Source organism: Salinigranum rubrum, from assembly GCF_002906575.1.
GTDB lineage: Archaea > Halobacteriota > Halobacteria > Halobacteriales > Haloferacaceae > Salinigranum > Salinigranum rubrum.
The window spans coordinates 1,505,439-1,523,403 of record NZ_CP026309.1 but is presented as its reverse complement, the minus strand read 5'-3'; the positions used below and the strand labels follow the sequence as shown (position 1 = coordinate 1,523,403).

At 67.5% G+C, this 17,965-nt stretch carries 19 protein-coding genes; 6 read left to right on the top strand and 13 right to left on the bottom strand.

What is annotated here, in order from left to right; all coding sequences use genetic code 11:
* Positions 1 to 23: 23 nt before the first annotated feature.
* Both C2R22_RS07550 and C2R22_RS07545 read left to right on the top strand, forming a co-directional pair.
* Positions 24 to 1,295: an LEA type 2 family protein gene (locus C2R22_RS07550; RefSeq protein ID WP_103425214.1), complete on the top strand. Its 1,272-nt coding sequence runs from the start codon at positions 24 to 26 to the stop codon at positions 1,293 to 1,295.
* Between the two features lie 70 nt (positions 1,296 to 1,365).
* Entirely contained in the window at positions 1,366 to 1,947 is a 582-nt protein-coding gene (locus tag C2R22_RS07545) for a hypothetical protein (protein ID WP_103425213.1), read from the top strand.
* A 39-nt stretch (positions 1,948 to 1,986) separates the two neighbouring features.
* On the opposite strand, the gene C2R22_RS07540 is transcribed toward C2R22_RS07545, so the two are convergent.
* Positions 1,987 to 3,018: a phosphate signaling complex PhoU family protein gene (locus C2R22_RS07540; RefSeq protein WP_103425212.1), complete on the bottom strand. Its 1,032-nt coding sequence runs from the start codon at positions 3,016 to 3,018 to the stop codon at positions 1,987 to 1,989.
* Between the two features lie 157 nt (positions 3,019 to 3,175).
* Positions 3,176 to 4,243, bottom strand: coding sequence for an ATP-NAD kinase family protein (locus tag C2R22_RS07535; protein WP_103425211.1), 1,068 nt, complete (start codon positions 4,241 to 4,243; stop codon positions 3,176 to 3,178).
* Positions 4,244 to 4,353: 110 nt separating this feature from the next.
* Between C2R22_RS07535 and C2R22_RS26885 the strand changes: the two genes are divergently transcribed.
* Positions 4,354 to 4,476 (top strand): hypothetical protein, encoded by a 123-nt coding sequence (locus tag C2R22_RS26885; protein ID WP_281259269.1) that lies wholly within the window; start codon positions 4,354 to 4,356, stop codon positions 4,474 to 4,476.
* Here C2R22_RS26885 and C2R22_RS07530 read toward each other — a convergent pair whose 3' ends face one another.
* The 10 genes from C2R22_RS07530 to C2R22_RS07475 form a co-directional block, all read right to left on the bottom strand.
* Positions 4,477 to 5,184: a competence/damage-inducible protein A gene (locus C2R22_RS07530; RefSeq protein ID WP_103425210.1), complete on the bottom strand. Its 708-nt coding sequence runs from the start codon at positions 5,182 to 5,184 to the stop codon at positions 4,477 to 4,479.
* Between the two features lie 82 nt (positions 5,185 to 5,266).
* The gene (locus tag C2R22_RS07525; protein ID WP_103425209.1) at positions 5,267 to 5,614 is read right to left on the bottom strand and encodes a TrmB family transcriptional regulator; all 348 of its coding nucleotides are present in this window, start codon (positions 5,612 to 5,614) and stop codon (positions 5,267 to 5,269) included.
* Between the two features lie 396 nt (positions 5,615 to 6,010).
* Entirely contained in the window at positions 6,011 to 6,787 is a 777-nt protein-coding gene (locus C2R22_RS07520; RefSeq protein ID WP_103425208.1) for a DUF5803 family protein, read from the bottom strand.
* A gap of 15 nt (positions 6,788 to 6,802) precedes the next feature.
* Positions 6,803 to 7,474 (bottom strand): DUF2110 family protein, encoded by a 672-nt coding sequence (locus C2R22_RS07515; RefSeq protein ID WP_103425207.1) that lies wholly within the window; start codon positions 7,472 to 7,474, stop codon positions 6,803 to 6,805.
* The gene (locus C2R22_RS07510) at positions 7,474 to 7,998 is read right to left on the bottom strand and encodes a transcription factor (protein WP_103425206.1); all 525 of its coding nucleotides are present in this window, start codon (positions 7,996 to 7,998) and stop codon (positions 7,474 to 7,476) included. Before C2R22_RS07510 ends, C2R22_RS07515 begins: the two co-directional genes overlap by 1 nt.
* Positions 7,999 to 8,066: 68 nt before the next feature.
* The gene (locus C2R22_RS07505; protein ID WP_103425205.1) at positions 8,067 to 8,588 is read right to left on the bottom strand and encodes a hypothetical protein; all 522 of its coding nucleotides are present in this window, start codon (positions 8,586 to 8,588) and stop codon (positions 8,067 to 8,069) included.
* A gap of 165 nt (positions 8,589 to 8,753) precedes the next feature.
* Complete coding sequence (locus tag C2R22_RS07500; RefSeq protein WP_103425204.1) at positions 8,754 to 10,550, bottom strand: cation:proton antiporter; 1,797 nt, start codon at positions 10,548 to 10,550, stop codon at positions 8,754 to 8,756.
* A 221-nt stretch (positions 10,551 to 10,771) separates the two neighbouring features.
* A complete protein-coding gene (locus C2R22_RS07495; protein WP_103425203.1) occupies positions 10,772 to 12,028 on the bottom strand; it encodes an ABC transporter substrate-binding protein in 1,257 nt (418 codons plus the stop codon).
* 648 nt (positions 12,029 to 12,676) lie between these two features.
* Positions 12,677 to 13,249 carry a tRNA (cytidine(56)-2'-O)-methyltransferase gene (locus tag C2R22_RS07480; RefSeq protein WP_103425201.1) on the bottom strand — a complete coding sequence of 191 codons (573 nt, stop codon included), beginning with the start codon at positions 13,247 to 13,249 and terminating at the stop codon, positions 12,677 to 12,679.
* 23 nt (positions 13,250 to 13,272) lie between these two features.
* A complete protein-coding gene (locus C2R22_RS07475) occupies positions 13,273 to 14,019 on the bottom strand; it encodes a DICT sensory domain-containing protein (RefSeq protein WP_162562417.1) in 747 nt (248 codons plus the stop codon).
* A gap of 98 nt (positions 14,020 to 14,117) precedes the next feature.
* Between C2R22_RS07475 and C2R22_RS07470 the strand changes: the two genes are divergently transcribed.
* The 3 genes from C2R22_RS07470 to C2R22_RS07460 all read left to right on the top strand — a co-directional run bounded on the left by C2R22_RS07470 (position 14,118) and on the right by C2R22_RS07460 (position 16,215).
* Positions 14,118 to 15,065, top strand: coding sequence for an NAD-dependent epimerase/dehydratase family protein (locus tag C2R22_RS07470; RefSeq protein ID WP_103425199.1), 948 nt, complete (start codon positions 14,118 to 14,120; stop codon positions 15,063 to 15,065).
* A gap of 55 nt (positions 15,066 to 15,120) precedes the next feature.
* A complete protein-coding gene (locus C2R22_RS07465) occupies positions 15,121 to 15,933 on the top strand; it encodes a DUF2797 domain-containing protein (protein WP_103425198.1) in 813 nt (270 codons plus the stop codon).
* An 87-nt stretch (positions 15,934 to 16,020) separates the two neighbouring features.
* Positions 16,021 to 16,215, top strand: a complete 195-nt coding sequence (locus C2R22_RS07460) for a DUF5786 family protein (RefSeq protein WP_103425197.1) — start codon at positions 16,021 to 16,023, stop codon at positions 16,213 to 16,215.
* 58 nt (positions 16,216 to 16,273) lie between these two features.
* On the opposite strand, the gene C2R22_RS07455 is transcribed toward C2R22_RS07460, so the two are convergent.
* Positions 16,274 to 17,965, bottom strand: coding sequence for a DUF7289 family protein (locus C2R22_RS07455; protein WP_245902922.1), 1,692 nt, complete (start codon positions 17,963 to 17,965; stop codon positions 16,274 to 16,276).

The following is a 17,965-nucleotide window of genomic DNA, read 5'->3' as shown; positions in this document are numbered from 1 at the left end:
CACTCTGAAACGAATTCGGGAGTATGGACGTTCGCTCGACACTGTTCGGCTCCCGCGTCCGTATCGCGGCCGTCCTCGTCCTCGTCGTCCTCGTCGCGACCGGCGCGGCGTTCGCCGCGGGCGTCCTCGGAACCCCGTCGGTGACGGGCGTCGAGAACCGGTTCGGCGGCGTCAACGAGACGACGACCGCCATCGAATCGAATCTGACCGTCTCGAACCCGAACCCCTTCGGCGCCTCCCTCAGCGGCCTCACCGTCGACTACGCCGTCGAGATGAACGGGGTTCGGATGGCGGAGGGCACCAAAACGGGCGTCTCGGTCCCGCGAGGCACGTCGACCCTGCCCTTCACCACGCGGATGGCCAACGAGCGCATCCCCGCGTGGTGGGTGAGCCACGTCCGCAACGGCGAACAGACCACGCTGACGGTCGACGCCGACGTCCACTCCTCGACGGCCGGCGCGACGTTCGGCGCGCCGCAGGTCACCCGTTCTATCGACACCGACCTCCTGTCGCAGTTCAACTCCTCTCGCCCGCAACCGGTGAACGCCAGCGCACCGCTCGTCTCCGATCCCGTCCTCTACATCAACGAGACGAACGCGACGTGGGGTGAGGTGACGAACGAGACCACCGAACTCCGCGTCGCGTTCGTCGTCTACAACCCCAAGTCGTACCCCGTCGGCACCACCGAACTCGGCTACGACCTCTCGATGAACGGCGTCACGCTGGGGGAGGGTGCGACCGAGAGCGGCGTCGTCGTCCCGCCGGGCGAGACGCGCACCATCGAGACGACCACGCGGATTCGAAACGAGAACCTCGACGGATGGTGGGTGACGCACATCGAGCGGAACCAGGTCTCGGAGTTAGAAATCGACTTCTCGGCCCGCCTCGACCTCCGCGCCACGACGGTCGAGGTACCGCTGACCGCGCTCGACTACACGAAGACCGTCGAGACCGACATCTTCGGGACCAAACCCGACGCCGGAGCCTCCGGGGGAGCGGAATCGGCCGGCGACGGCGAGGGCGAACGGACCGAGAGGGAGACGGCGAGCACGGGCGTGGCACCGACGTCGACACCAGCACCAGCGCCGACATCCACGCCGACCACGACGGCGACACCGAGCGACGACGGTGGCCTGCTCGGAGGCGGCGAGAGCGACGGGAGCGTCACCCCGACCGCGGAACCCGCGACGGCGACCCCGTCCTCCACGGCGACACACACACCCACGCCTACGCCCACACCCACATCCACGGACGACGGCGGCCTCCTCGGGTCGTACCACGCACGGATTCGCTGACTCGCGCGCGTCGGTTCTCCCGACACCCACCGGTCACGCTTTCCGTCGCCGCTTCGAGAGAACGACCACGATGAGACGCTGGACCGTGCGGGTGCTCCACGCGAGTGCGGTGCTCGTCTCGTTCCTGCTCGTCCTCGAAGGGCCCGACCTGCTGCTCCTGAGTGTGCGCGACGCTCGCGTCTGGTTGCTCGTCGGCCTCACGAGCGGTCTCCTCACGCTGCCGGTGCTGTGGTCGACCGGAATCGGGTTCGCGCCGCCGTGGACGCTGCCGTCCTTCTCCGCCGAGACCCCGCTTCGGCGCGTCGTCGTCTACCACCTGACCTGCTGCGTCCTCGGGGCGTGGCTCTGGACGGCCCCGACGCGCCGTGTCGTCGCGTGGACCCACGGGCGACGCGGCGCGGGCGTCGCCCCCGGAACGGTCCCCACGGACGTCGTCTCCGTCGCCGCCGGACTGGTGCTCGCAGGGCTCTTGTTCCTCCTCCCGGCGTCGGTCCTCTTCGTCCGACTCTCGGCGTTCCGTACCCCGGTCGACCTGCGCGGGGCGCGAGCGCGTGACCTGCTCCGTCCGGCACTCCTCGCAGTCGGGAGCTATCTCCTCGCGGGAATCGTCGCCACGGTGGTGCTCCTCGTCGTGACGACGGCAGGGTCGTAGAGTAGCAGCGGCCCGAGTGAGACCGTAGCGGCGCGATACTCAGATGAGCGTGACGTGCTCGGACTCCTCGTTGAGCGCGAGGTTCGCCGCGATTTCGGCGTTTCGCATCGCGTACTGCGCGGTCTGCTGGAGGCTGACGAGCACCTCACGGATCTGCAGGAGCTTCTGGTTCTCCATCTCGGGGAGGTCGTCGAGGATCTCGCGCTCGCGGTCTTTGAGGTCGCGGAACATGTCGCGGACCTCGATGGTGAGGTCGTAGTCGCGGTCGACGACGGCGCGGACGGCCGTCGCGGTGATGTCGTCGACCTGGTCGGTGAACTCGCGGATGCGACGCATCGTCGCCGAGTCGACGTCAAGGGTGTGGTCCTCCGCGTTCAAGCAGATGTTCGCGATGTCCTCGGCGTTGTCCGCGGTGAGTTCGAGGTTCTTCGCGACGGAGCGGTAACCGATGAGCGGGAACCCCTCCTCCAAGCCGACCGCACGGGCGAGGCTCGGGTTCTGATACGCCGTGAAGATGAGTCGGAGGAGGAGGACGAAGATCTTGTTCGCCTGCCGCTCGCGGTTCAGGGCGCGCTGGGCGAGGTCCGGGTTGCCGTGTGCGAGCGCCTTGATGGCCTCGCCGCGCATCGTGCTCCCCGTGTTCTCCAGCCGTTCGAGCAGGTTGTCGAGGGTGAAGTCCTCGGGGTCGACCGAACACCGGATGGCGATCCGTTCGGGCGTCTCCTCGATGACGCCGAGGCCCATCAACTGGGTCTCGGCCTTGTACACCGCGTTGATGTGCTCGGAGTCGAGCGCCCCCTCGGACTTCTCGATGTGAATGATGCGCCGTCCGAGCACGTACTGGGCGACGATAGCGCGTTCGAGCGCGTTCGCGTTCAGTTTGTCCGCGCGAATAACCGCCTTCGAGTCCTCCGTGTTCGCAGATTCGGGCAGGACCGTCAGCGTCCCCTTGCCGCCCATCCGCAACGACACCTCGTCACCCTTCTCGACACCGTGTTCCTTCGCCCACTCCGCCGGGAGCGTCATCGCAAGCGTCGACGGACCGAGTCGCTGGACCTTCCGCGTCTCCATATGTCCACCCATTCCCCTTCAACAACCTTAATCTTCACTGTATAGCAATAATACAACACTAGCTTCGAGGAGGAATCCGAACGAGAGGATATCACATGGTCGGAACGGGGAGGCAACTAGAGGCGGGGGAGGAGAAGGGGGAGAAACCCGCCACGAATCAGACGATTTCCATCATCCGCTGTTCGACGCGGCCGACGCGGACCCGCGTCCAGCCCCTGAGGGCGGCATCGAGGTCGGGGTCGTCGGTGTCGACGCGGAGGACGCCGATGTCGTCGAGTTTCGCCCGCGAGGCGACGATCTGGAGGTCACAGCGGCGGACGACGGCCGGGGAGAGTTGTGGATTGCCGCGGCCGAAGACGAACCCCTGCCCGCCGATGGGCGAGACGACGACCACGTTCTCCTCGCCCAGCGCCGCGAGGATATCCGCCTCGCTCCCGTCGCGGACGAGCACCTCGCCGTCGCGCCACACGTCCACGCCGAGCGGGGACCCCTCGAAGCCGAGCGCGCGCTTGACCGCGCCGACGGTGCTTCCCGGGCCGAGAACGTAGGTGACGCCCCCCCGGACGCCGTGTGCGACGCCCTCGGCGAGCGCCTCCACCGAACCGCCGCCGGTCTGTTTCGACGACTGGAGGTCCTCCGCGACGGGGACCCACGCGACGGCGCGGAGTTCGGGATGCACCTCCCCCTCCCTGTACTCGTCCTCGTCGATGTCCATCACCTCGCGTTCCTCGACACGGGTGAACGTGGCCGCGATGACCGCGGCGTCTTCGGGGGAGACGGCGAACACCGACGAGTACACCTTGACGCCCGCGGGAACGCCCAGCATCGGTGTCGCGTTCGAGTCCAGGTCCGAAAGCGCCTCGGCCACGTCCGCGGCGGTGCCGTCGCCGCCGACGAACAACACGAGGTCGACGTCGTGGTCGAGGAAGGCCTCGACGGCGCGCCGCGTGTCCGTCGCCGTCGTCTCCTCACCCTCGGGCGCGCCGAGGACGGTCGGTTCGAACCCCGCCGCTCGGACCGCGTCGGCACCCATCGACCCACCCCACGCGAGGAGCGTCGCGTCCGGTGCGCGCGCGGCGAGTTCGTCGAGCGCCCGTCGCGCACGGTCGGGGGCGCGCGGTTCCGCGCCGCGTGCGCGCGCCTCCTCGACCTTCCCGTCGGTTCCCTTCAGCCCTACCCGTCCGCCCAACCCCGCGATGGGGTTGACGACGACGCCGATGCGCATACCGACTGTAGAGGGAGGACGGACAAAAGGCCGCGGTGTCGAAGCGCGGGACGGTGGTTTCACTCACCGGAACCGCCACGGTTATGCGGGGTGGGCAGGTCCGTTCGAGTATGGATCCGCTCGTGCTTCAGGAGACCGCGGAGATGGCGTTACCCATCGGGGCGACGGGGACGGTCGTGCTCGTCGCGAGCCTGCTCGTGACCGTCGCGTGGATGCTGTATCTCGGCCGGTAATCACTCCTCCTCCGAATCCGAATCCATCGGGGTGACCCGCTCGCGGAGCCACGCGGCCGCGGCGTCGACCTCCCGTTCCTCCCGACCGGAGAGCTTCAGGCGGACGGAGTCGCCGGGGTACGACCCGACCGTGACCGTGAACTCCGACTGCACCTCGCTCATCACCGGGATGAGCGACGACTCGGGGTCGGGCGTCTCGACGACGGCCGTGTAGGTCAACTCGCCGGAGAACTCCTCCGCGATGGACTCGAACATCGCCTTCATCTCGGTCGGAACTCCCGGGAGGACGTACACCGACTCGACGACCGCACCCGGGGCGACGCCTTCGGTGTTCGGAAGCATCTGCGCCCCGCTCGGGAGGTGCGTCGTCCCCTCGACGAGGTCGCCCGCCTGGTAGCCTCCGTGGGTCGTGAGCCACTCCAGCGCCTCGTCGTGTGGCTCGACGGACCGCCCGACAGCGGCGGCGACCCCCTCCATCGTCACGTCGTCGTGGGTGGGGCCGAGGCCGCCGGTGACCACGACGGCGTCGTACTCCGCGCGGTACTCGTTGACGACGCGGGCGATGTCGGCCACGCGGTCGGGGACCGTGGTGACGCGTTCGACCCCGACGCCCCGCTCGGTCAGGCGCTCACAGAGCCACGTCGCGTTCGTGTTCACCGTGTCACCGGCGAGGAGTTCGTCCCCGACGGTCACGACTGCTACGCGCATACCCGGCGTAGGAACCCGACGGTAAAAAGGACGAGGCGACGGAAGCGGTGCCGAAGCGTCCGGCGAATCCGCGACCCGTGGGTCAGGACCGGTCGTGTTCCCCCTCGACCGTCGAGAGGGCCGCGCGCAACGTCTCCACTCGGCTCTCGTACCGTTCGAGGAGCAGGTCGGCCGCCTCGTCGCCACCGACCGGCGTGAACCGCTTCGGCGTCGACTCCTCGATGGCGACGAGTCCCGCCTCGGACAGTTCCTCGACGGCGTCGTACACCCGGGTCCGCGGAACGTCGGTCGTTCGGCTCACCTCGACGGCGGTGCCCCTCGAGAGGACGGTGAGCCCGACAAACGTGCGAGCAGCGTACAGCCCGAGCCCCAGTTCGGTGAGCTGCTCGATGGCCTCTTCGCGCGCCCTGTTATCGGCTTCGCCCGTCATGACTGGCGGGAGGGACCGAACGTTTCGGGAATGGTGTGCCCGTGTTCCTCATGATACGCTATTTCAAACACGGTGGCAAAACAGTTTGTGAGTGTTCCGGTGACAGCGGGTTCGTACTGCCGTGTGCGAAACGCGACCACCCCGACGAACCGGTCGGTTCCGCGACCGGACCGCACGTCGTGGGTGTCACGCGGACAATCACAAAGTTTTACACGATGCGGTGGCCCACCGGCAGAGTGGGACGAGTCGCGGTCGACGATCGCTCTCCCCCTTCCCCTGCGTCGTCGGAACCTGCGGGGACGTTTCTCCCCCTCGCACTCGCGTCTCTCCCGTTCTCTCCGGACCGTCCTGTCGGCGAGCGACGGCCGGTCGTCACACGTCGACCGTCTCGCCGAGTCAGCGCATCCCCGGCGGCGGCCCGTCGTCCTTCTCTTCGACCTCGACGTCGAGCCCCATCTCCTCGCGCATCTCGCGGAGTCGGTCGATCTGTCGCTTGTAGTAGTAGGCGCCGCCGAAGCCGATGACCATCGAGACGGCGGCGATAGCGCCGAAGATGGGGATGTCACGCTGGAGGTAGTACTGGACGGTGATGCCCCGGGAGGTGACCTCCTCCCACCGGATGTGCGTCTGCCCGTCGATGACTTCCCGGGAGGACCCGCGCGGCGAGACGGTCCCGAAGACCGGGAGGTCGACCCGGCGGTTCGGCGGGAGCACCACCTCGTAAGAGCCCTCGACGAACACCGGGAGGCTGAACCGTTTCGGGGTCGCCCCGGCGGTGAAGGCGAGTTGTCCCGTCTCGGTTCCGTTGGGGAAGGCGACCGTCACCACCTCCCGCGTCCGGTCGACGCCGCCGCCACGGGCCTCCAGTTCGGAGCCGGTGAGGACCGTTCCGTTCGGGTACCGGTAGCGGACGGCGCGGACGTTCAGGGGGTTGCGGCCGCCGAAGCCGTCGCGTCTGAACAGTTCGATGCTCTCCCCCGAGACGTTGTAGACCGCGCGGAACGACGAGTCGGTCTGGACGGCGATGTGGACGTCGCGCTCGGTGTCCCACGCGTACGGCTCCGCGGGTTCCTGGTCGAGTTGGTCACCGGAGATGGCGCCGGGACCGAAACACCCGGCGGTGAGAGAGAGACAGGCGAGGCCGACGAGTGCGAGGAGGTGGCGGCGGTTCATCGGGTCTTCCCGCTTTTAGGGGATGACACACTTCAATTCCGCGGGAAGGTGCCGGCCGATGCTGGCGAGGAGTCCGGGCGGGTCGGTCCCCTCCGCACAGACGATGCTCTGTTCGAGGAGGCCGAGCCGTTCGACCGTCACGATGTCTTGTGCGTGTCCCGCGCGATTGACCGTCGCGCGCGCCTCGCCCCTCGTGGTGGAGTTGACGTTGACACGACCCTGCCCGCGCGACCACTCGAAGAGGCGGTCGCGCTCGGCGTCCGACAGCCTGGATGGCTCGCCGTAGACGAACTCCAGGGGGAGGTGCTGGACGAGGCCGAAGCGGTCGCGGACCTGCGACGCCGACCCCCGCCCGAGGCCGAGTTCCGCCGTCGGGATTCGCACACGGGCCCCGGCGTCGAGGACGAAGCCGTCCTCGTCCCACGATTCGAGGGTTCCGGTGTAGGTCTCACCGTCGACGAGGCGGCCGTCCGAGGGCACCTCGCCCCACCGCTCGCGGAGGAGGTTGCGGGCGACCGTCTCGTCGTCGCCCTCGACGGTCACCGAGACGAAGTCGTCGTCGCGGACGCCGACGGTCCACTCGACGTCGAGGTCGCCGAGGTCGTCGCGGAGCATGGCGTCCATTCCGTCGAGTGCACGCGACCGGGCGTCGCCGGCGACGTAACACTTCGTTGCGAGGACGACCATCAGCCGGTGACGTCCACGTTGAGTTCGTCCCGCAACTCCTCGATGCGACGGTTCATCGCCTCGACCAGGCGAGCGTTCTCCATCGACTCCAGGGGAGAGCCACACTCGGGGCACTCGAACCCGAAGTCCATCGCCTCGCCGAACTCGAAGCGGAGCGAGCAGACCTCACAGAGGTAGAACTCGTGGGTCCGCTCGTACTCCTCTCTGTCTTCGAGCGCGTCGAGGAGGCGGTACATCTCCTCTTCGAGGTTCTCGGGGATGTTCTCGTACTTGAACGTCCAGAGGTAGGTGAGCCACCCCGAGTCCTCGTCGCGGACCCGACGGTACGAGGCGAGGTCGTTCTCGTAGAGGATGAACAGCGCACGACGTACGTCGTTGAGTTCGAGCCCCAGTTCCTCCGACAGTTCCTCGTCCGTCACCTCCCCGTCCGGCGGTGCAGCGGCGACCGGCATCCCCGTCGGTCCCACCAGTTCGTGGAGGTACTTCTGGATGACCGGGTCGTTCAGCAGCTCCTCAAAAGCCATTGGACTCACATCCGCCGTTCAGTCGTTTCAAAGTTCCGGATGCGCGGTGAGCGGTCGGGCGGAGTAATTCAGACGAGAGCGGAGAGTACCTGGCTAGCGAGATATGAAATCGACACTACCCGAAAAACCACGGCAAGGCCGAGGTAGTACAACAGGACCAAACGGTCCTTATCGGACGAACTACCGGGGTTACTGGTCGTACTGGGCGACTCGTTCGGAGAGACCGGTATCCCCTGTACGCGATGTTGGTCGCCCAGAACGTCAGCCCACGCGTGGTCAGCGTCTCCGAACTCGTGTTCGTTCATCAGAATCCGCTCCACCGTCGCCTTGCGCCGGTTCGACTCGGTGCGGTCCTCCATCACCTGCACGTTCCAGAACAGTAATCCGAGGGATACGAATATGGAGAACGCCAAGACGACTAAGGTTACGACCGGAGAGTCGGGCAGTGGTGTGATTGTGGCCACCACCGCACCGACATAGACGAGACTCAGATAGAACGAGTTGTGTATCGTCCGGTCGTAGCTCTGCAACCGCTGTTCGATCTGTCCGTACCGCTGGAGGAGCAGAGCCTCGTCTGAACTGTCTAACATGGGAGAGAGTAAACACAGCTAACAAAAAGTGTGGTGTAGCCTGGCACCCTGTAACGCTCTGCCCGGGCACAGAGACGGGAATACAGACTAGAAGACAGAGTGATGAGCAGCCTCACCCTCCCCAACCGTGTGGCTCGCGGACGGCGCCGCGAGGCGTGGTCGGCCTCACTCCGCCGTGTCGGTCCGGTCGCCGTCGTCGGCGTCACCGACGTCGAGTCCGAACTCGCGGGCGCGTTCGCGCCAGAACTCGGTGTAGCCCTCTTCGACTTCCTTGACCGTGCTCTCCCCGCTCCGGACGCTGTCGAGCTTCAGGTCGACTTCCTCGGTGAGTCGGTCGCCGACGTCGCTCGCGATGAGCCCCGAGCGAACGGCGTCGATGAGCGCGCTCTTCTCCTGCTGGAGCACCCGCCGTTCGCCCATCAGGAGCTGTTCGGTGCGCAGTTCCGGGTGGCGCTCGAACAGCCGCGCGATGGCCCCCGAGAGGTCCTCCTGTTCGTTCCCGTACTCGGCCTCGAAGTCCTCGTACACGCCCCGGGGTATCTCGCCGTCTCGATACAGCGCCTCGGCGGCGTCGAGCGCCTCCTGAACCGCGCGCCGCCGGCCGACGAGCAGTTCGTACAGTTCCTCGGCCTCCGAGCGGGTGACGACGCCGAGCCGGTCGAGGAGCCGGCCCATCGTCAGCCCCTGGACGACGAGCGAGAACGCGGCGACCCCGAACACCATCGATTCGAGGGTCTGGGTCAGTTCGGGCGTGAGCAGGCCGCCCGACCGGGGCAGTCCGAGCACGAGCGCGATGGGAATCGAGGCGTGGAGGCCGCCCCAGACCATGACGTGCTGGTAGTTCCGGGGGAGGTCGACCGACCGAGCGCGGTTGAGCAGGAAGGCCGACGGATAGACGATGGCCGCCCGTGCGGCGAGTACGAGGACGATGGCGCCGACGATGAGATGCCAGTTCGAGATCAGTCGGAGGATGGGCGTCCGGACGCCGATAGCGATGAAGATGAACGTGTTGACGAGGAACGCCGCGGTCTCCCACGTGTTGAACACCGATATCTTGGTCCGAGGACTCATCGCGTACTCCGCACCGCGGTTGCCGATGAAGAGCCCGGCGACCACCGTGGCGATGACGCCGCTGACGTGCAGGTAGTGTTCCGCGAGGAGGAAGCTCCCGTACGCCAAGACGAGCGTCAGAACGATTTCGGTCATCTGCTCGTCGAGCGTGACCATCACGCTGTAGACCGCGTACCCGGCGATCAGGCCGACGACCGCGCCGCCGAGCGAGACGACGACCAGTTCGCCGAGAACGAGCGACAGTTCCGTCGGGTCGAACAGGACGTCGGGGTTCGCACCGTCGACCACCAGCACGTAGAGCGTGCTGAAGACGACGACGCCGACCCCGTCGTTGATGAGGCTCTCGCCCTCGACCAGCACGGAGAGCCGTTCGGGCGCGCCCATCTCCTCGAACAGCGCGAGCACCGACACCGGGTCGGTCGGGAGGATCATCGCCGCGAACAGCAGCGAGATGAGCAGGGAGAACTGTGCGGCGACGGCGCCGGACGCGAGCGCGGGGAAGACGACGAGGCCGACGCCGCCGAGCAGGACGACGGAGACGAGCAGCCCGGGGACGGCGAGCGTCAGTATCGGGACGGCGTTGGCCCTGAGCCGTTCGAGGTCGGTCGTCGCCGCCCCCTCGAACAGCAACGGCGGGAGGATGACGAGGAGGATGAGGTCGTGCGACAGCGCGAGGTTCTCGACGACGATGTCGCGGAACTGGCCGACCGCACCGACGCTGGCGTAAACACTGACGATCACGGAGACCGCGAGGCCCGCGAGCAGCAGCGCGATGGTGTACGGGACGTCTCCGATCTTTGCGACGAGCGTCCCGACGCCCCCGGCGATGATGAACACCGTCAGGAGGACGATGAGGCTGTCGACGATGCCGGAACCCGCTTCGGCGGCCATCGTCAGCGGACCCGGGCACGCGGTCGCTGTCCGACGGCCGACGGCCGGTCGCGCACCGGGGGCCGTGAGCGAGACGAAACGAGACCGTCGAAATCGAGTGCAGATCCGCCGGGGCGGACGCGACGTGTCAGTCCGGGCACGTTCTCCCGTCGAAGCGGCGAAGCAAAAAACGCCGCACTTGCAGTGGCAGTCGTGTCGAATATCGGTCTAGTCGTTCGCGCTCAGAACTCCCCCGCGACGATGTTCGTGACTCGCTCGCGGTCGAACAGTCGCTCGTCAGCGGGGACGTCCGGATACGCGTTTCCGTCGCCGTAGCCCGGCCACTCGCCGAACCGGTCGGGGTACAGTTGCTTGGCGGTCATCTCCAGATTGAACAGGTTCATGATCGGCCCCTGCATGCCGTGGCCCGACGGGTAGTACCGCTCGTCGCGGAGGGCCGGAACCTCGCTGGCGAGCGAGTGGTCGAGGACGGACTCGCGGCCGTCGACGAACGTCCGGCCGAGCGCGGTGCCCCAGTACCGGAGCATCACGTCCGGCTGGGCTTCGACCAGCCCCTCGAAGTCGTAGGAGCCGTCGGCGCTCGGCCCGCCCTCGACGGTCTCGAACGCGTTTCTCACACCCATCGGGCGGACGTGGGCCCAGAGGTAGCCGTCGTGGGTGAAGTCGTACGGCCAGAACGTTCCGTTGCTGTAGGCGACGATGGCGACCGTCGGCCGCTCGGACTCGGGTGGCAGGTCGGCTGCGATGCGCGCGAGGAGGTCGTCGTGCATCGACTCGAACGCCCGGTAGCGCTCTCGCTCTCGGAAGACGGCGGCGATCTTTCCGATGTACTCCCAGAGGTCGTAGTAGGCGTAGTCGTCGCGGTACGGCTCCGGTGGCTGTGCGTTCGTGCGGCTGTAGTAGTTACCGAACCACGGCCCGACGTTCGACGCGATTCGCTCGACGTCCCGCTCGCTCCAGCCGAACGCGCCGCTCCGGAGCAGCGCCGGGTCGAGGAAGTGAACGTCGCTGTCGAGTTCGTAGAACGCCTCCTCGTCGAGCGTGTTCGGGTTGTCGCTCGGCGTGACGCGACCCAGTTTCTCCCAGTCGAAGGAGACCGAATCGAGGCTGTCGTAGTAGTAGTCGACGGTGTCGCCGAACAGCTGTTTGTCGTACCCGATGGCGGTGATCGAATCGCCGTGACCGAGCGCGACGGCCGTCCCGGCGGAGATGGGGTAGTAGGTCAGGACGCTCGTGGGCACCCGCTCGAACGTCACCTCGCCGACGGGCGACATCGACACCGTGTAGGAGTCGTCCTCGGGCGTGTCCGTCGTCGGTGCCGTCGTGGTCTCGGTCGCCGTTCCGGTTGTCGTCCGCGTCGCTTCCGACTCGCCGTCGCCGGAGCATCCCGCGAGCAACCCTCCGCCGACGACCGCCCCGCCGTACTTCACGTACTCGCGCCGCGTCGGCCCCGTGTGCTGTGTCGGGTCGTCACTCATGCGATTTAGGCTAGCCTAAAAACACAAACCTGTTTCGGTTTTTAGGCCAACCAAAATCCAGTCGGTACGGCGCGCCGCAGCGCGGGCACATCGGCGGCCCGCTCTCGGGGAGTGCCAGCCCGCAGGGGCGGCACTCGCGGTCCTCGCTCGGTGCGGTTATCGCCGCGACGGCGTCGCCGGTGGTGACCCGAACCCCGTCGACGGTTCCGGGTTCGCCGGCCCGTTCGTCCCGACGCGCGTCGACACCGAGCGCGAAACGGGTCCGCCTCGGCGACGGCGACGAGCAGTTTCGCGGTCGTCAGGCGGACCGACCGCTCCCCGTCGGTGAGACACGGCGTGAGTGCCGAGACGACACAGGCGAACGCGGTCGGACGGTCGTCCGCGAGGCTCCGAGCGCCTGAAGCGTCCGTTTCCGGCTCGACGCGGCTTCGGTCTCGGTCCGTTCGAGACACGCCGCTGCCGCCTCGTGGTCACCGCCGTCGAAGTGGTCGACGAGGCGCGCGCTCGACGGGTCAGTCCGTGAGTCGTCCATCGACGTTCTCGATGGCCGGTCGTATCCGCGGTCGGTAGACAATACCCGGCACTCGTGAGAGACGATTACTCCCGCGAATCGTATACCGGCATGCGCTTTACTCTGTCCCGAGCGCCTCACTCCTCGACCGTCTCGGACGCCGCGTCGACGACTCTCTTCCCCGTCTCCATCGGAACCACCCGCTTGTCGGCGTCGTCCCACTCCCGGCTCAGTTCTCGGCCCTCGAACAGGCGGTCGAGGAACACCGCCAGGCCGGCCACCTCCGAGTGGGGCTGGTTCGTCACGGCCACGTTCCAGTCGGCGGCGTCGTACACCTCGAACGGGACCTTCTGGGAGCCGACGACGACGAGGAGCGGGTCCTCGCTGTCGACGACGGACGCGCGAATCTCGCGCTCGACGTCCTGCACCCGTTCGCCGTACATCGTCAGGTGGACCACGTTCCCCTCCCACTCGCGGACGAGGGGCCGCCACTCGTCGACGGCCTCGACCACGAAGGGGCCGCCGAACCGGTCGGTGATGTCCCGGACCGTGTCGCGCGCCCCCGTCGTGTCGCCGACGAGCAGCGCACGCTCCGCGCCGAGCGCGCGGGCCGTGAGCGCGACGTGGGTCGTCATCCGGTCGTCCCGGCCCGGCCGGTGTCCGAGTCGGAGGACGGTGACGTGGCCGGAAAGCGGGGCGTTCTCGTGCATACCGCCGAGTCGACCGCCCGAGGTTATGGGAGTTCCCTTTCGGGGCTGACCGGGAAGCGGGCCGCGGAGGCGAAGATGCGCGCGACCGTCTCGGGGTCGTAGGTCCAGAAGCCCTCGAACGACCCGGGCGACCGCTCGACCGCGACCAGCCCGCACGCCTGTCCCGGGTCGGCGTCGCCGTCGTACGCCATGAACCAGACCTCGCCCAGTTCGTCGCCGTCGGTGTGGACGGTCACGCCGTCGAAGAAGTGCGGCCGCCAGTCGGGTGCACCGTACAGGTGGACGTCGAGTCCGCGGTCGACGAGCGCCTCGTAGACGTCGGTCTGCGCCCGGAGTTTCGAGAGCGCCTGGAAGCCGACGTCGAGCCGCCCGTCGCCGATCCGCCACGCGCGGTCTTCGATCTCTCGGGAGGTCGCGAGCAGTTGCCGGCGGTCGAGCGACGAGAAGACGGTGTCGGGCAGTAGCGACGTGAGCTTCCGGTAGGCCGCCTCGACGAACTCCGGCGAGCCGATTTCGTGTATCTTCGGGTGGCCGAAGTCGTACACGGCTGGGAGGTCGAGGCTGCCGACGTACTGGTCACCGTCGACGACAGTGAGGAACGGTTCGCCGCCGCCCCGCGGGAGGAACTCGTGTTCGAGGCAGACGTGCCGCGTGTCGAACAGACGTTCGAGGGCGTCGGGAACCGCGGGCGCGTATATCGTCACCGTTCGGCGGCGCTCGTCGACGCTTTCGAGCAGTTCCTCGAACGACGGCGGCGATGACGACGACACGGGTACTGTCTGTATTGTGTCGTTCACCCACATTACAGTTCCGTCCCTCCCCCCGCTATCAGAACGCACTTATCCGTTCGCTCGGACGTGTGGCTCATATGGACCTCTCCGACAAACGCGTCGTCGTCACGGGCGGGGCGGGACTCGTGGGCTCACACCTGGCGAAGAAACTCGCCGCGGACAACGACGTCGTCGTCGCGGACGACCTCTCGAAGGGTACCCGAGAGCGCGTCCCCGACGGCGTCGAGTTCGTCCAGGCCGATATGACCGACCCCGCCGACGTTTCCGAGGCGATCACCGCGGACGTCGACGTCGTCTTCCACCTCGCGGCCTACACCGACACGAACTACAGCGACCCGAGACGGCTGTTCGAGGAGAACACCGAGATGACGTACAACGTCCTCGAACGGATGGACGACGTCGGCGTCGACCACGTCGCCTTCACCTCGTCGTCGACGGTGTACGGGGAGGCGCCGATGCCGACGCCGGAGGACTACGCGCCGCTCGAACCCATCTCTATCTACGGCGCATCGAAACTCGCCGACGAGGGCCTCGTCTCGACGTACGGCCACTCGTACGGGATGACCGCGTACGTCTTCCGCTTCGCGAACATCGTCGGCCCGAAGCAACGAGGAAACGTCATCCCCGACTTCATCGAGAAACTGCTCCGGAGTCCGGAAACCCTCGAAATCCTCGGCGACGGCCGCCAGGAGAAGTCGTACCTCCACGTCGACGACTGCGTCGACGCCATCTGCCACGTCGTCGAACACGCCTCGAAACCGGTCAACACGTACAACCTGGGCACCCGCACGACCACCTCGGTGAACCGCATCGCCGACATCGTCGCCGACGTGATGGACCTCGACCCCACCTACGAGTACACCGGCGGCGAGCGCGGCTGGACCGGCGACGTCCCCCGGATGCGCCTCTCTATCGAGAAGGTGTCGGCGCTCGGGTGGGACCCCTCGACGCCCTCGGACCAGGCCGTCCGCAACGCGGCCGAACAGCTGTACGAAGAGCTGAAGGCCGAGCACGAGCAGGCGTGAGGAACGAATAGCCGCGAGCGAGACACCTTTCACCGTCTCGCTCCTTTCACTCACTGTGCAGGTCGTCGGCTACGACACCGTCTCGGGAACGCTCCTCGTGAGCCGTGGCTCCGGCTCCGACTCCCGCTCGGATGCCGCAGCGGAACCGGGTGGGGACGGGTCCGAGAACGAGGTCGACGCCGTCTCGCTCGACCCCGGGACGACGCTCTCGTGGACGCTCGGCGACCGCCACTGCGCCGGAACCGTCTACGGGCGGGACTCGCGCGCCCACGTCGCCTGCGGCGAACCCGAGGCGCCGTACTGCGCCAGCCACCGCTCGACGTGGGTCTGTGCGCGCTGTACCGGGACGTGTCTCAAAGACGAGATGGACTGTTACGACGACCACGCGGTCTACCTCGCCGCCTTCTCCCCCGACTCGTTCAAGGTGGGCGTGACGAAGCTGTGGCGGCTCGAAACCCGACTGAGAGAGCAGGGTGCCGACCGGGCCGCACACCTCTACACCGTCTCGAACGGTCGCATCGCCCGAGAACTCGAAGCGGAGATCGCGACGGAGCTCTCGGACTTCGTCCGCGTCGACACGAAGATGGACGGCCTCGGCGAGCGCGTCGACGAGGCCGCCTGGGAGGCGGTGCTGGACGGGTTCGACGTCCTCGACCGGTTCGCGTTCGACTACGGCCTCGACCTCACCGAACGGCCCGTGGGAGAGACCATCGCGACCGGGACCGTGCGGGGAACGAAAGGGCGAATCCTGGTGCTCGACCACGCCGGCAGCACCTACGCGGTCGACCTCCGCGACCTCGTCGGGTACGAACTCCGCGAGGGAGCGGTCGAGCGCGACCTGCAGTCGAGTCTGGGCGCGTTCGGGTAGACGGAACACGAGCCCCCACGAGCTATTCACTCACACGGCGCTTGCGAGGTGTGTGGTTTTTTACCGCCGCGTCGACGACAGAAACGTATGGGCTTCGGCAGCTACGACGAATCCGAGCAGGAGCGTCAGCAACAGGACACGAGCGACGGCGAGGACGACGGCGTCAGCGTCCACGAGCACGACCACGACGGCCAGGTCAGCGTCGAGTCCGACGTCTCGACGGACGACCTCGTGGGACGGCTCGACGAGATGCGCGACGAGGACGACGAAGACGACGAGTAAGACGCGAAATCTCCGGGTTCTTTTCGCGGGGCGCGGCAGAGAAGACCACAGCGGCGGCTCAGCCGTTCAGTTCGACCCGCACCTCGTTCTCGGTGATGTGGAGGAACTGGATGAACTCCTCGCCGTCGATGGTGTCGTACATGAGGACGCCGGTGGAGGCCTCCTCGCTGACGCGGTTCTGGCTCCCACCGGGGCCGGCGTCGACGGTGAGCTGGAAGTCCGGCCCGAGCCGGGAGAAGTAGTGGTTGACGAGGAAGCCGAGTTCCTCGCTGTCGCTCCCCTCGTCGTAGTCGTCGCCGGGGTCGTCGGCGTGTTGGTCGAAGGTCAGTTCGTCGGGCACGTCCTGGTCTTTGATCTCGTTGCCGAAGTGCCACTTGTTGTCGCTCCCCTGGATGTCGATGTCGGTGTACTCCATGTCGAACGAGGAGGTGAGGTCGGCGTCGAGTCGCGGCGCGCCGGTGCTGCAGTCGACGTGGACCGGGCGGGTCTGAACGTGGGGGTCCGAGAGGACGCGCTCCCACTCTTCGGAGGGCGCGGAGCTGTTGTGCCGGTAGTAGACGGAGACGCTGAGCTCGGTGCTCCCCTTGGTGAACCCGTCGGCCGTCGCCGAGTCACACCGTCCCTGCCCGGCGAAATGAATCTCGAACTGTTGGCCGTCGGTTCCCTGGTAGTACATCGACCAGTGGAGCTGATTGAACGCGTTCGCGTTCGAGGAATCCGGCGCGAGCTGCAGCTCGAACTGCGAGACGTTGTGCTGTCTGGCGACGCTCGGCGTCTCCAACGACTCGCCCACCAGTGGCATGTCGAACGCCCCCGGCGCGCCCGCGAGCGTTCGGAGTTCGATGGAAGCCGTCCGGTTCGCGTGGTCGACCGAGAGGAAGCCGTCGGTGCGTTCCGTGAAGTACGTCGCCCACCCGCGGTAGTGCTCGCTGTGGACGGTGACGACGACGGTGCCGTTCGTCACGGGGTTGTCGTAGCTGGTGTCGCCGGCGTCGTCGTAGGGCGCACCGGGCCCGTCGGCCGTGCTCGCAGTCTCGTTCGGGAAGATTCTCTGGACGTCCGTTCCGGTGGCGAGCGGCGTCACCTCGGCGGTGACCCGCCCGGACGCGCTCCCCGAGCCGTCGACACGGACGAGCGGCATCGTCAGCGTCTGGTCGCGGTAGTGGAACTCGGGGGGTGAGATCATCACGGTCCCGTTGTCCTGCGTGCGCCAGACGCCGCCGCCCTGGTAGGCGACGACGGCGTCGTCCCGGGTGTACCGGACCTCCCCGAGGGACCGGTTGAAGATGACCTCCTCGGAGGGGGTCGGGTCGGTGAAGTTCTTGTGGACGACGCGGATCCAGCCCGAATCGGAGGCGACCCGATAGGACCCGTCGCCGCTCCCGCTGAGCGTGACCTCCTGGCTCTCGGACTCGCCGAGCGCGGCCATCGCCCCGCGGGAGTCGAGCAGCGTCATCGCGTGTTCGGTCCGCTGGATGTCGACGGACGTCTGTGAGTCGGTCAGCGCCGTCCCGCCGAGGGCGACGACGGCCGTGACCCCGATGGCGGCGATGGCGAGCATGAGTGCGACGCCGATGGTCGTCGACTGGCCGCTCCGGTCGCGCACCAGTCGATACAGCCACGGCGGGCGCGGCGGACCGGACGCGTCGCTCGCGGGCGTTCGTCCTCGTCGCCGCGCGCGACGTCGGCTGCGGTCGTCCGATTCGGGCTGTCGGTTCGGTCGTCGCTCGCGGTGGGTGTCGTCTGTCAT

Excerpts from the sequence above, each read along its gene's own strand:
- C2R22_RS07530 (WP_103425210.1), bottom strand. The coding sequence starts at position 5,184 with ATGCGCGTAGCAGTCGTGACCGTCGGGGACGAACTCCTCGCCGGTGAC.
- C2R22_RS07545 (WP_103425213.1), top strand. The coding sequence starts at position 1,366 with ATGAGACGCTGGACCGTGCGGGTGCTCCACGCGAGTGCGGTGCTCGTC.
- C2R22_RS07515 (WP_103425207.1), bottom strand. The coding sequence starts at position 7,474 with ATGGTCGTCCTCGCAACGAAGTGTTACGTCGCCGGCGACGCCCGGTCG.
- C2R22_RS07540 (WP_103425212.1), bottom strand. The coding sequence starts at position 3,018 with ATGGAGACGCGGAAGGTCCAGCGACTCGGTCCGTCGACGCTTGCGATG.
- C2R22_RS07550 (WP_103425214.1), top strand. The coding sequence starts at position 24 with ATGGACGTTCGCTCGACACTGTTCGGCTCCCGCGTCCGTATCGCGGCC.
- C2R22_RS07525 (WP_103425209.1), bottom strand. The coding sequence starts at position 5,614 with ATGACGGGCGAAGCCGATAACAGGGCGCGCGAAGAGGCCATCGAGCAG.
- C2R22_RS07520 (WP_103425208.1), bottom strand. The coding sequence starts at position 6,787 with ATGAACCGCCGCCACCTCCTCGCACTCGTCGGCCTCGCCTGTCTCTCT.
- C2R22_RS07480 (WP_103425201.1), bottom strand. The coding sequence starts at position 13,249 with ATGCACGAGAACGCCCCGCTTTCCGGCCACGTCACCGTCCTCCGACTC.
- C2R22_RS07495 (WP_103425203.1), bottom strand. The coding sequence starts at position 12,028 with ATGAGTGACGACCCGACACAGCACACGGGGCCGACGCGGCGCGAGTAC.
- C2R22_RS26885 (WP_281259269.1), top strand. The coding sequence starts at position 4,354 with ATGGATCCGCTCGTGCTTCAGGAGACCGCGGAGATGGCGTTACCCATC.
- C2R22_RS07505 (WP_103425205.1), bottom strand. The coding sequence starts at position 8,588 with ATGTTAGACAGTTCAGACGAGGCTCTGCTCCTCCAGCGGTACGGACAG.
- C2R22_RS07470 (WP_103425199.1), top strand. The coding sequence starts at position 14,118 with ATGGACCTCTCCGACAAACGCGTCGTCGTCACGGGCGGGGCGGGACTC.
- C2R22_RS07510 (WP_103425206.1), bottom strand. The coding sequence starts at position 7,998 with ATGGCTTTTGAGGAGCTGCTGAACGACCCGGTCATCCAGAAGTACCTC.
- C2R22_RS07455 (WP_245902922.1), bottom strand. The coding sequence starts at position 17,965 with ATGACAGACGACACCCACCGCGAGCGACGACCGAACCGACAGCCCGAA.
- C2R22_RS07535 (WP_103425211.1), bottom strand. The coding sequence starts at position 4,243 with ATGCGCATCGGCGTCGTCGTCAACCCCATCGCGGGGTTGGGCGGACGG.
- C2R22_RS07500 (WP_103425204.1), bottom strand. The coding sequence starts at position 10,550 with ATGGCCGCCGAAGCGGGTTCCGGCATCGTCGACAGCCTCATCGTCCTC.
- C2R22_RS07460 (WP_103425197.1), top strand. The coding sequence starts at position 16,021 with ATGGGCTTCGGCAGCTACGACGAATCCGAGCAGGAGCGTCAGCAACAG.